Consider the following 12,301-nt stretch of genomic DNA (forward strand, 5'->3'; position numbering starts at 1 on the left):
TGTGTCGGACGGATGACCGCCTTGCTACTGGTATGTTATTGGTTTGGACGCGTTTGTCTATACCCCTTCGCGACATTGCCACGGATCGCATTTGATACGACTTAAGGGTGGACATGAACAAACCAAAGACATACCAGTGAAGCTATCCAAGAGGTCGGCAACGACACCGGGGGAGACGTGGACTTCTATCGCCAGCTAAGGGAGCGCATGGACCGCCAACACGGTCCTCTCGGCGAGCGGTTGCGCAACGCACTCGCTGCGGCGATCGACTCCGGTGTGATCGCTGCTGGTGAATCGCTGCCGTCGGAACGCGAAATGGCCGAAGGCCTGGAGGTATCGCGCTCGACCCTGCGTCAAAGCCTGAAAGATCTGGCGGCAATGGGCCGCGTTACCACCCGGCCCGGGGCCGGAACCGTGGTGACCGGTCACATCCCCAAAGCCTTGTCGCGGCTATCCGGTTTTACCGAGGACATGCAGCTGCGTGGGTTGCTGCCCACCTCGCGTGTGCTGGAATGCTCGGTTGGCCCCATCGATCCCGATGGGGCGATCCGGACCGGACTGCCGCTCGGCACCTCGGTGCTGACGCTCGTACGACTGCGCCTCGCTGGGGGCGAAGCGCTGTCGTACGAGCGGGCAATCGTCCCCGTGTCGGCTGTCGGGGCAGACTATGACGGCTCGGGATCACTGTATGAACGCATGGATGCGCATGACGCGCGACCGCGGCGGATCCTGCAGACCCTCAAGGCGTCGGAGGCCGATGAGGAAATCGCTGGGCATCTCGGCATTCGGCCGGGCGCGGCGGTGCTCGAAATCTCCCAGCTCGGCTACGGGGCCGATGGTATGGCGGTCGAAGACGCGATCAGCTGGTATCGCGGTGACCGCTATAAGTATGTCGGCGAAATCAGAGGCTAAAAATGACTGCCCTACGGCGCACCTATAGAGACCAGATCGTCGCCATTCTCGACCGGATTGTCACCGACCAGACCCAGGCGATGGACGCGGCGCGCGACGCCGTGGCCGCGGCACTCCAGAATGACCGGCTGATCTATGTGGCGGGCAGCGGGCACTCGCATATCCTCGCCGAGGAAGTGTTTTATCGCGCCGGCGGCATTGCTGCAGCGCAGGCCATTCTCGACCCGGCGCTGATGCTGCACGAGGGCGCCGAGCTGTCGACCCAGACCGAGCGCGAACCCGGACGGGCCGAGCAGGTGCTGGCCCGCTATCCGGTCGGCCCCGGCGATGTGGTGTTCGTCGCCTCTAATTCGGGGCGCAATGCCTATCCGATCGAAATGGCGCTCGCTGCCAGGGCCCGTGGCGCCACGACCATCGCGCTCACGTCCCTCACGCATTCACAGCAGATCAGTTCGCGACATGAAAGCGGCAAGCTGCTGCACGAAGTCGCCGATCTGGTCCTCGACAATGCCGGCAGCTATGGCGACGCCGGCCTCAATGTCGGGGCAGGCACGATGCAGATGGGCCCGACCTCGACTATTGCCGGCGTCTTTATTCTCAATGCGCTGCTCGCCGAAGCGGTCGATCTGCTGGCGCAGCGCGGTATCAGCGTCGATGTCTATCAAAGCGCCAATATGGAAGGTGCCGAAGCTGCCTCTGAAGCCCTCATCGCCCGCTGGCGCCCGCGTATCGTCGGGCTCTAGTCGCTTGAGGGGCCCGGCGCCTACTCCCGCGCCGGCCCCGCCGGAAAAACGCCCGACATGCCGATGAACCCGGAAAGCCGCTTCACCCGGTCCATCCAGCGGCGCACCGCAGGATAATCCTGACGCATCACGCCGGCTTCCTCGCTCAGCGCAATATCCGGGAAGCAGCCGATGTCGGCGATTGTCGGCGCCCCGCCGGCGACCAGCCAGTCGCGGCTTTCGCGCTCGCCAAACCACAGATGCTCGTCGATCACCCGCAGCAGGCGGTGCGCTTCGGCCTCGAGCGGCGCGCTCTCGCCTTGGGCGATACCAGCGCGGATCAGGCGGGCCTGCCCCACACTCGCACTCAGCCGCTGCGCCATCAGCAGCCAGCTGGTAATTTCGGCGAGGTCTGCCTCGCGCAGCCACTCGCCCCCGGTTTCGCGGGTCTGTGCCAGATGAACGAGGATCGCCGGTGCATCGCGCAGCACGCGATCACCATCGACAAGCACCGGCAGTTCACCGAGCGGATTGAGCTCCAGGAATTCGGGCTCCAGATGCGCGACGCCGGGGAAGATATCGACCGGCACGGCATCATAGGGCTGGCGCAGGATGGAGAGCATCAGCCGCACCGTGTAGCAGCCCGCCGACAGTTCATAATCGTAGAGGGTCGGCATCAGATATCGAGCACCAGACGGGCCGATTTGGCGCGCGATACGCAGGTCAGCATGGTGCGGTTCGCCTGTTTTTCGGTTTCGTTGAGATAGACGTCCTGATGGTCGGGCACGCCTTCCAGCACCGTGGTCAGGCAGGTGCCGCAGGCGCCCTGCTCACACGACGACGGCGCGTCGATGCCGTTTTCGCGCATGACATCGAGGATCGACTTGCCGCCGGGCACTTCGAGCGTCAGCGCGGAGCGCGCCAGTTCGACGGTAAAGCTCGACCTGTCGTCGATCGGCCTTGTGTTCTTGAAATACTCGAAATGCACCGCCTCGTCTGGCCAGCCGAGCCGGGCCGCCGTGGCGCGCACCAGCTCCAGCATCGGCCCCGGCCCGCAGACATAGACGTGCCGCGCAAAGCTGTATGCGCCCAGCGCTGCCGCCACTTCGGCCTCGGTCTCGGCCACCGACAGTCCCAGATGCGGATGCGTCCGCTCGCCGAAGCCGGTGAGCACGTCGCGGAAGGCCAGATGCGCCTCGGATCGCGCAAAGACATGAAAATCAAACGGCAGGTGCGAGCCGTGAAGCGCCCGCGCCATCGACAGCAGCGGCGTGATGCCGATGCCCCCGGCAATCAGCGTCGTGTGCAGCGCATCGCGGCGCAGTGGAAAATTGTTGCGTGGTTCGGAGATCGCCAGCACATCGCCTTCGCGCAGCGTATCGGCAATCGCCGTGGACCCGCCACGCGAGTCCGGCTCGCGCTTGACCGCGATGACATAGCTCAGCTGCTCGCCCGGCCCATTTGTGACCGAATATTGGCGCACCAGACCATTGGGCAGGTGCAGATCGATATGAGCGCCGGGCTGGAAGGTCGGCAAATGCCCCTCGAGCGCCGCGAGTTCAAGGCCGGTGATGTCCTCGGCCACGGCAAAGCGCCGCGCCAGCCGCACCCGCAGCGTCGCCTGCTGCCCCACCCGCAGGTCCGGCATCGATGACAGTTCCAGCGATACCGGTTCATAGGTCGGAACAATGGGCTCAGGCGAAGCCTGCGCCGCGGCCGCTGTCTCGATCTTTGTCCTGAGATCGGTCAGCAGCCGGTTGAACAGCCTCAGGGTCGCCACTTCGTCCTGCGGCTTGCCCGCAACCAGGCCGCGGATGACCGCACGGTCACTGTCGACCGGCTGCACGAAGATCGCCGTCTCCTCACCGCCCGCACCCTGCAGGGTCAATTGCAGTGCCTCTGGCCCAATGTCGGTCACCTCGCCATCGGCCGCGGCCCGCAGATGCTGCAGCACCAGGTCCGGCGGCGCGTTTACGGGGATCGGGCGCAGCGCAAACCAATCGCTACCGGCCAGCGGCGGCGCGAATGCGGTGACCGGCGTCACCGCGGCCCAGACCAGTCCGAACTGTTCGGTGACCGGATAGGTGCGGTTGGTAATCCGGCGTGCCGGCGCATCGGCGGGGTGCGCGGGAATATAGGTGCAGCCGGCCGAGCGGTTGGCATAGCGCCAGCCATGGTACTGGCACTTCAGTTCCGTGCCTTCGTTGATGCCGATCGACAGGCGCACGCCGCGATGCAGGCAGCGGTTCTCCCACACATTCACATTGCCGTCGTCGGCCCGCCACACGGCCAGTTCGCGGCCGGCCAGTTGGCCGTGAAACACATGACGAAACGGCAGGTCGCCGCTCGCGGCAATCGGATGCCAGCCTTCAAAATTGGACACGCAGAACTCCGTCAGGCCTGCTGGGGGATGACGCCGTAGTTGACGCCCTTTTTCGACAGCCAGCGGCGATAGGCAATGGCCGACTTGTCGGCGCGGATCGGGGTTTCGGCGCGCGGATCAAGCGGCAGGCGCTTGGGGTACTGATTTTCGAGGATCGGTTTGTCCTGGCCGAAAATTGTCTGCTGAAAACGCCGCATCTCGGCTTCCGTGCTGGTTTCGTCGACCTGGGTCAGCAGCAGATGCGCAATGATCTGCTCCTCGCCCACCGGTTGGCAGAAGATCGAGATCACATCGAAGCGGCTCTCGTCGGCCGGGCAGGATTTGTAGAGCACCGAGCAATAGGGGTGCGGCACGCGGTAGACATATTCGACCTCCTGCCCCTCCGTGGCCGTCAGCGCGGCGCGCGGCTGGAAGAACCGGCAGCGGGTCGCCAGCACTTCGTCACGATCCTCCGAGATCTCGACGTCGTACTCTTTCACCTCGGTGTGTGGCTCGGCCCCAAGAATGTCGGTGTGCACATAGGGGAAGTGCCCCATGTCGAGGAAGTTCTCGACTGCCCGCGGCGCCGACACAGCAACGCCGAACGAGGCCGCCACCACATTGCGCCGGTCCGGTTCATCATATTCGGGTAGCGGAAACAGTGGCTTGGGCGTTTCGACAAAACTCGTCCAGATGAAGCCGTAGCGTTCGAGCACCGCCATAGGCACATCGGGCGCCGCCTTGCGCACAACGCGCAGGCCGGCATCGGTCCGCGTCGCTATGATCGGTTCGCCCAGCAGCACGGTGCGCAATTCGCCACCGGGGCGCAGCGCGTCGATCGGCGCAATCACCTGCCAGAGCTCCAGCACCGACGGCGCAACATCAGCCAGTTTCATCAAACACGCACTCCAACCGTCCAATCCCGCCCCGCGACCACGCCGCAAGGCTGACTGAAACAACTTAGAACCGCCCCGCCCGCCGAAACAAGCGCATCGCGCACAAACCCGCCCTGCATCAGGTGGCGGGGCGCGAAAACGGCTGGCGTTGGGGCCACTTGCCAGACGGGGGTGGGCTCAATAGTTTGCGGGCTCTAGGGGAACAGAAGGGCAGACCCGTGTTGAAAGGTTTGCTGCAGCGTCTGGGTGGTCGGTCCGAGGCCGAGCTGCCGGACCTCGATGCGCCCGAACGGCGGCTCAGCTTCGATCCGGGGCCGGATACCCTCTATGTCATTGGCGATGTGCACGGGTGCCTGGCGCAACTGAAGGCGCTCGAGGCGCGGATTGTTGCTGATGCTGAGCACCGCGCTGGCGAAAACTGGATCGTGATGCTCGGCGATCTCGTCGATCGCGGGCCAGACTCCGCAGCGGTCATCGACCACATGCTGACCTCACCCCCTGCCGGCTTTCAGCGCCAGTGCCTGATGGGCAATCACGAGGCGGCAATGCTGGCATTCATCGCCCGTCCGCGCCGCGGCGATCGCTGGCTGGAGTTTGGCGGGGTGGAGACCCTGCTGTCTTATGGCGTGCCGCTCGACGCGCTGGAGGATCCGCATCTGCCACAGCGCCAGTTTGCCGCGCTGGTTCAGCGCCATATCCCCGACGAGCACATCGCCTTCATGTCCGGCCTGCCGCTCCTCATCGAAACCCCGGAGGCGATCCTCTGCCATGCCGGCCTGATGCCTGGCGTGCCGCTTGCCGCGCAGAGCGCGACGGATCTCATATGGTACCGGGATGATTTTGCCGCGGATTACCTTGATTTCGGAAAAGTCGTCGTCCATGGCCATACGATACGCGAAGCGCCTCTCGTGACACCGGGGCGGATCGCGATAGACACCGGGGCGTTCGCCACCGGCCGGCTGACAGCCGTACGTCTGGCGCGCGGCGAGCCTCCTTTTTTGATCGATACGTCCTCCATGTTGGCAGGATCGTAATTTTCACCAGTCTGACTGCACGGCGGAACAACGGAAGCTTCTTGATGACCTCCAGCACCCAGCTCATCGTCCCGGTTATCCTTGCAGGCGGTCAGGGGACCCGGCTGTGGCCGATGTCGCGCTCGGCACGGCCCAAGCAGTTTCTCGATCTTGTCGGCAAGAACTCGCTCTATCAGCAGACGCTGGAGCGCGTGACGGACAGCGCGCGCTATCTGCCGCCGGTCATCGTCACTAATGCCGAATATCGCTTCCTTGTCGCCGAACAGGCGCAAGAGATGGGCCTGATGCCTTCGGCCGTGCTGCTGGAGCCGGTGGCACGTAACACCGCCGCCGCCATTGCCGCCGCCGCCTTTTATGTCGCTGAGCAGTTCGGCGCGGATGCGGTGATGCATGTGCTGGCCTCCGACCATTCGGTGACGGTCGACGACAATTACCGCTGGAGCATCGATACGGCCGCCGCTGCAGCGCGCGCCGGCAAGCTCGTGACCTTCGGCATTACGCCGAGCGCGCCGGAAACCGGCTATGGCTATATCGAGCAGAGCGCTGCGCTCGGCGATGGGGTGCACGCGGTGGCGCGCTTTGTCGAAAAGCCGGAACGCGCCAGGGCCGAAGAGATGCTGGCAGCCGGTGGCTATTTCTGGAACTCGGGCACCTTCATGCTCGGGGTCGGGACCTTCCTCGCAGAGATCGAACGGCTGTCGCCCGAGACCCATGCCGCAGCCCGCGCCTCGGTCACCGCTGCGACCCGCGATCTCGATTTCACCCGGCTCGAGGGCTCGAGCTTTGCCACGGCGCCGAACATTTCGGTCGACTATGCCGTGTTCGAGAAGTCGCAGGCCGTGGCGCTGGTGCCCGTCACCTATACCTGGTCCGATCTCGGCGCCTGGGATGCCGTTTGGAAAGCCGCCGAGCATGATGGCGACGGCAATTCCGTGCGCGGCCCGGCGACTCTGAACAACACCCATAATGCGCTGGTCGTCACCGACCGGGCGCATGTTGCCGTCGAGGGGCTCGACGATGTCGCGGTGATCGCAACCGAGGACGCGGTCTATGTCGGCAAGCTGTCGGAAGCGCAAAAGGTCGGGCCGATGGTCAAGCAGCTGCGCGCCGATCCGGAAACCGCGGCGCTCACCGAAATCCACCGCACGGCCTACCGCCCCTGGGGCGGCTATTCATCCATCCTCAATGGCGAGCGCTTCCAGGTGAAGCGTCTTTTCGTCAAGCCGGGCAAGCGCCTGAGCCTGCAAAAACATCACCATCGCGCCGAGCATTGGATCGTCGTCTCCGGTACCGCCGAAGTGACGATCGATGGTGAGGTGACGATGCTGAGCGAGAACCAGTCGATCTACCTGCCGCTGGGCTGCGTCCACCGGCTGGCCAATCCGGGCAAGATCCTGCTCGAGCTGATCGAGGTGCAGACCGGCTCCTATCTCGGCGAGGACGACATCATCCGCATTGAGGACGAGTTCGGCCGCGCTTGAGATCGACCCGGCTCACAGCCCATAGGGCTCGAGGGTCTTTTCGACTTCATCGGCCACCTCTTCGCGGTCGCGGCCGGAGACCCAGAGTTCGCTGATGCGTTCTTTGACGTCTTCGTCCAGCGCCTTCCAGCTGGCTTCCCATTCGGCCAGCTTGTCGGTCCAGTAGCCGGTGACCGAATAGCGGGTGCCGGCCCAGCCGAGCGTATGGCGCAGGTGGCGGCGGATCTTCCGCGCAGCCTTGGCTTCTGCGGCCACCCAGACATAGGCGGTGTCGGCCGCGGGCAAATCCATCCCGGCCACGGCATCGGACAGTTGCGAAGCGGACAGCCCATTGCCGCTGCCCTCGAGCCAAACGAGCTTGAGATCGGCCTGGCTGGTCAGCACCTGGCGGTGGTTGGCATCGGGGATTTCGATAATGGCGCGTGCCTCGACGCCAGCCGGAAGCTGTTCGAGCAGCCGCCCCAGCGCCGGCAGGCCGGTGGCATCGCAGACGAACATCAGCCAGCGCGAATCCGCCGGCGCTTCATAAATGCCATAGGGCTCACGCAGGACGATGGTCTGACCCGGCGCGGCCTGCTGGGCCCAGTGGCTCGCGCGACCATGCCCATGCACCACGAAGTCGAGGTCGATTTCGCCGTCACGCGCATGGCGGATCGTGTAGCACTCGCAATGCGCCGGCGTCTTGCCCTCGGGCCAGCGCCAGCGGCCTTTCTCGTCGATGTTCGGCACCACCAGTTCCCCGGTTTCGGGGTCGGGGAAGAAAAGCCGGACATACTCGTCGCCGACGCCGGTCGATCTGAAACCGGCGAGACCGTCACCGCCCAGCGTCACCCGCACCATGCCGGGCGTGATCTGGCGGCGGCCCAATACGGTCGCGGTCATCAGCGTCAGCGGTGTCATGGCAGTCTCCGGAACAGGCGCCGGCATCGCTACTAATTCTGATAACGCTAGTCAACATTTGTCAGGAAAGACATGCCCGGCGCGGTCACGTCGCGCCGGGCCGGCGCCGGTCAGTCCAGGCGGACGACCAGTGCGTCGCGCGGCGGCACGGTGATCCTGTCGCCGGTCGCCAGTGCGCCCGCCTCGGCCCAGTAGGCGGACCCGAGTTCCGCGGCGGCCCCGGCGATCGTCACCCGCGCCTCCTGCGCTTCACGGGTAGAATTGATCACCCAGAGCACCTTCTGCCCGTCGCTTGTGTGCAGGCGCGCCTGCAGCGACGGGTTGTCGAGCACCACCTGCTGGGTCTTGCCGGTCCAGGCGAAGACTTCGGCGAAATAGCGCAGGTTGTCGCCGCCCGGCGCGTTGAAGTAACCGGCACCCGGATGCGTGCCGACCAGCAGGGTGCGGCCCGCGCCAAAGCGGTTTTCCACCACCGCCAGCCGGCCGTCGGCGAAGTGACCGCGATCCTGCCCCGTCGTCAGCGTGTAGGACTGAAGGAACCCGCCGCCCTGCACCGGCACGCCTTCGAGGGCAAGGTGAATACGGTCGCCGATGTCGGGCATGAACTCGACCTCGTCCTCGGTAGCGCCGAAGACCACGTCGAGCCCGTTGTTCGGCTGGGTCGTTCCCACCTTGCCGCGATCGCCGAAATAACCCGGCGTCGCTTCGGAGATCAGCTTGCCGCCCGCCTCGACCCAGTCTGCGAGCTGTTTCGCGTGTTCGGAGGTCAGCATGATCGGATAGGGCGCGTAGATCGCGTCATAGCCAGTTATGTCGTCGATATGGACCCAGTCCGCCTGGATGCCATTGTCGAAAAAGCCGCGATAGGCGCCCCACATCGCCTCGCGATAGGTCTGGGGGCGGTGCCGCGCATTGAGCAGGTAGTCCCAGGCCTGCGCCTCGGGGATCACCAACAGCCCGATGTCGCCCTTCACCGGGCGCGCCGCGAACAGCTCCCCCTGCCCCGGCGCATTGGCCCATTTGCCGATCTTGCTCTGCATGTCCGAGCGCGGCGTGCGCGACCCGTCCATGCCATAGGCGCCGAACGCCCCGAACAGCGGGCCATCGAGCAGCGGCCGCCAGCGCAGGTTCATCACGCCGGTGGCGCCGGCCGCGAACGAGGTCATGGTCAGGGTGCGGATGTCCTCGGGCTCCATCACCCGGCCGTCTTCCTTGTCGCGGCCGAGCACCTGCGGCTGCAGCCACAGCGGACCGGCCGGCCGCTCGGCGTGCCACCATTTCTTGCCGCGCGCCGCGGAGCGGGTGATGTCGGGGCCGAAGAAATTCTGCCACGGCGCAAAGCCGCGCCGGCTGGGCACCCAGGTCAGACCGTAGAGCTCTACCTTGGAGGCCGCCAGCCAGTCGTCGGAGCCACCAGCCGCCATGTTCTGGATGGCGCCACCGACGCCATGTGCGGCAATCATGCAGTCGGTATCGACCGCGCGGATCGTGTCGATCCGGAATTGCATCTGGCCGTAGAAATTGTCGCGCTTGAAATCGAGCCAGTCGAGGTTCTGCGGATAGGCGGCGACCTCGTAAGGCGGCTCGATGTCGTCCCATTCGGCGTAGGAATAGCGGTACCAGGCCTCGGCCAGGGCATCGAGCGTGCCGTACTTTTCCTTTAGCCAGAGCCGGAAATCGGCCTTCATGAAGTCGGAATAATCGACGTCGGGCGAGTAGTTCACCTCGTTCCAGACGTCGTAGCCGAGAAGGCCCGGGTGGCCCTTGTAGCGGGTCGCGAGTGCGGTCAGGAACGCCCCGGCAGCGGCCTTCACCTCGGGACAGTTCATGCTCAGCGCGCCGGCGCCGCCGCCATTGTTGGCAAAACCTCCGGTGGCCGCCGAAACGCCCATGCCCGATTTCACCTCACTGCCATCGACCCGCTTCTGCCGGGCTTCCGGCCATTTGCGCCAGGCCCAATCGGGCACTGTATGCGTCAGTTCGGCGATCACCGTGCGCATGCCGTTCTTGGCGGCGAGGTCCAGCTGCCGGTCGAAATCGGCCCAGTCATATTCGCCCGGCTTGCGCTCGATGGCCGACCACATGAACCAGTGGCGGAAGACGTTCATCCCGTCTTCGGCCGCGGTCTGGTAGTCGCGGTCCCAATCGTCACGCGGTGGGTTGGACTTGCGGAAGTAGACCGCCCCATAGGGCGTCTGTGGCAGGCGGTCGAGCGGCATTTCGGGCTCCTTGAGGCAAGCCGGCATCCTCCGGCAACCGGGTCACGGACGCCGCCGAATGCGTTTGGGGTGAACAGGTGGAAGCGGGCTAGTCTTTCTGGCCGGCCAGCGCCTCCAACGTCCGGATCAGGCCGGAATGGTCCTTGTCGCCGTCGCCCAAGGCGATAGCGGCATTCATCAATTGCTGCGTCGCGGCGGCATTGGGCAGCGCGATCTCGAGTTCGCGCGCGCCGTCGACGGCCAGCGTCAGGTCCTTGCGGTGGAGGCGAATGCGGAAGCCGGGATCGAAGGTGCGCTTGATCATACGCTCGCCATGCACTTCGAGGATCTTCGAGCTGGCGAAGCCGCCCATCAGCGCCTCGCGCACCTTGGCGGGGTCGGCACCGGCCGACTTCGCGAAGAGCAGCGCTTCGGCCACCGCCTCGATCGTCAGACCGACGATGATCTGATTGGCCACCTTGGCGGTCTGGCCATCGCCCGAGCCACCGACATGGGTGATGGTCTTGCCCATCTTCTCAAGCAGCGGCAGGCCGCGCTTGAAAGCGTCCTCGGTGCCGCCGACCATGATGGTCAGCGCGGCATTCTTGGCGCCCACCTCGCCGCCGGAAACCGGCGCGTCGAGATATTCGCCGCCCAGCTCTTCGATCTTTTGGGCAAAGCCCTTGGTCGCTACGGGGGCGATCGAGCTCATGTCGATCACCAGCGCGCCGGGCTGCAGGCCTTCGGCAACGCCGTTCTCGCCGAACAGCACGGCCTCGACATCGGGCGTGTCGGGCAGCATCAGGATCACGACCTCGGAGGCCTCGGCGACCGCCTTGGGCGTCTCGGCAGCCGTCGCGCCCTTGTCGGCGAGAAACTGCGAGACGGGCTTCACCCGGCTGACGGTCAGGCTGTGCCCGGCGTCGATCAGATGTTCCGCCATCGGGCGCCCCATGACGCCCAGTCCGATAAATCCGATGTTCATGGCGTTCTCACTCCCTCAAAATGCACTTCAGACAAAGGACTGCATCCAGCCCAGCCCGGCGGTGGTGCCGGCCTTGGGCTTATATTCGCAGCCCACCCAACCGTCGTAGCCAAGCCGGTCGAGCGCGGCCAGAACGAAGGGGTAGTTGATCTCGCCGGTGCCCGGTTCGTTGCGGCCCGGATTGTCGGCGATCTGCACATGGCCAATCCGGCCCTTGAGCCGCTCATAAGTCGGCACGAGATCGCCCTGCATGATCTGCATGTGATAAAAATCGTATTGGATCAGCAGGTTGTCCGAGCCGACTGCGTCAAGCACGCGCTCGGCATCGTCGGTCGTCGCGATCAGGAAGCCCGGGATGTCGCGGGTGTTGATCGGCTCGAGCACCAAAGTGATCCCGGCCGCCTTGAGCTCGGCGGCGGCATATTTGAGGTTTTCGACCAGCGTCTGCTCGGCCGTCGCTGCGTCGATGCCCTTGGGGATGCCGGAGAGACAGTTCACCTTGGTGCAGTTGAGCGCCTTGGCATAGTCGATCGCTGCCGCCACGCCCTGCTTGAACTCGTCCACCCGGTCGGGCAGGCAGGCGATACCGCGTTCGCCGCCATCCCAGTCGCCGACCGGCAGGTTGAACAGCGCCTGGGTCAGGCCATGCGCGGCCAGTTTCTCGGCAATCGCTTCCTTGGTCGCCACATAGGGCGACATGTATTCGACGGCCTTGAAGCCATCGCCGGCGGCGGCGGCAAAGCGGTCGAGAAAGTCGAACTCGGTATAGAGAAAGGTCAGGTTGGCGGCGAATTTTGGCACGTCACAGTCC

The 12,301-nt window shown here is 65.1% G+C and carries 11 protein-coding genes; 4 read left to right on the plus strand and 7 right to left on the minus strand.

What is annotated here, in order from left to right; translation table 11 throughout:
• Positions 1 to 207: 207 nt before the first annotated feature.
• Together ACN0TK_RS03520 and ACN0TK_RS03525 are read left to right on the plus strand one after the other, a co-directional pair.
• Positions 208 to 912: a GntR family transcriptional regulator gene (locus ACN0TK_RS03520; RefSeq protein WP_417308057.1), complete on the plus strand. Its 705-nt coding sequence runs from the start codon at positions 208 to 210 to the stop codon at positions 910 to 912.
• Between the two features lie 2 nt (positions 913 to 914).
• Positions 915 to 1,655, plus strand: a complete 741-nt coding sequence (locus ACN0TK_RS03525) for a sugar isomerase domain-containing protein (protein WP_417308058.1) — start codon at positions 915 to 917, stop codon at positions 1,653 to 1,655.
• Positions 1,656 to 1,675: 20 nt separating this feature from the next.
• Here ACN0TK_RS03525 and ACN0TK_RS03530 read toward each other — a convergent pair whose 3' ends face one another.
• From ACN0TK_RS03530 to ACN0TK_RS03540, 3 genes are read right to left on the minus strand one after another with little or no spacing between them, the layout of a single operon-like run.
• Positions 1,676 to 2,311 (minus strand): glutathione S-transferase family protein, encoded by a 636-nt coding sequence (locus ACN0TK_RS03530; protein WP_417308059.1) that lies wholly within the window; start codon positions 2,309 to 2,311, stop codon positions 1,676 to 1,678.
• Positions 2,311 to 4,017, minus strand: a complete 1,707-nt coding sequence (locus ACN0TK_RS03535) for a Rieske 2Fe-2S domain-containing protein (protein WP_417308060.1) — start codon at positions 4,015 to 4,017, stop codon at positions 2,311 to 2,313. The genes ACN0TK_RS03530 and ACN0TK_RS03535 overlap by 1 nt, the downstream gene beginning before the upstream one ends.
• Positions 4,018 to 4,028: 11 nt before the next feature.
• Entirely contained in the window at positions 4,029 to 4,892 is an 864-nt protein-coding gene (locus tag ACN0TK_RS03540) for an aromatic ring-hydroxylating dioxygenase subunit alpha (RefSeq protein WP_417308061.1), read from the minus strand.
• Between the two features lie 230 nt (positions 4,893 to 5,122).
• Between ACN0TK_RS03540 and ACN0TK_RS03545 the strand changes: the two genes are divergently transcribed.
• Both ACN0TK_RS03545 and ACN0TK_RS03550 read left to right on the plus strand, forming a co-directional pair.
• Complete coding sequence (locus ACN0TK_RS03545; protein WP_417308062.1) at positions 5,123 to 5,926, plus strand: metallophosphoesterase; 804 nt, start codon at positions 5,123 to 5,125, stop codon at positions 5,924 to 5,926.
• Between the two features lie 44 nt (positions 5,927 to 5,970).
• Positions 5,971 to 7,407, plus strand: coding sequence for a mannose-1-phosphate guanylyltransferase/mannose-6-phosphate isomerase (locus ACN0TK_RS03550; RefSeq protein ID WP_417308063.1), 1,437 nt, complete (start codon positions 5,971 to 5,973; stop codon positions 7,405 to 7,407).
• Positions 7,408 to 7,419: 12 nt separating this feature from the next.
• Here ACN0TK_RS03550 and ACN0TK_RS03555 read toward each other — a convergent pair whose 3' ends face one another.
• The 4 genes from ACN0TK_RS03555 to hyi form a co-directional block, all read right to left on the minus strand.
• Positions 7,420 to 8,307 carry a siderophore-interacting protein gene (locus tag ACN0TK_RS03555; protein ID WP_417308064.1) on the minus strand — a complete coding sequence of 296 codons (888 nt, stop codon included), beginning with the start codon at positions 8,305 to 8,307 and terminating at the stop codon, positions 7,420 to 7,422.
• 110 nt (positions 8,308 to 8,417) lie between these two features.
• The gene (locus tag ACN0TK_RS03560; RefSeq protein WP_417308065.1) at positions 8,418 to 10,526 is read right to left on the minus strand and encodes a beta-galactosidase; all 2,109 of its coding nucleotides are present in this window, start codon (positions 10,524 to 10,526) and stop codon (positions 8,418 to 8,420) included.
• Positions 10,527 to 10,614: 88 nt separating this feature from the next.
• Positions 10,615 to 11,490, minus strand: coding sequence for a 2-hydroxy-3-oxopropionate reductase (locus ACN0TK_RS03565; RefSeq protein WP_417308066.1), 876 nt, complete (start codon positions 11,488 to 11,490; stop codon positions 10,615 to 10,617).
• Positions 11,491 to 11,517: 27 nt separating this feature from the next.
• Positions 11,518 to 12,291 (minus strand): hydroxypyruvate isomerase, encoded by a 774-nt coding sequence (gene hyi, locus ACN0TK_RS03570; RefSeq protein ID WP_417308067.1) that lies wholly within the window; start codon positions 12,289 to 12,291, stop codon positions 11,518 to 11,520.
• Positions 12,292 to 12,301 lie beyond the last annotated feature (10 nt).

Source organism: Devosia sp., from assembly GCF_048261455.1.
In the GTDB taxonomy this organism is placed as follows: Bacteria; Pseudomonadota; Alphaproteobacteria; order Rhizobiales; family Devosiaceae; genus Devosia_A.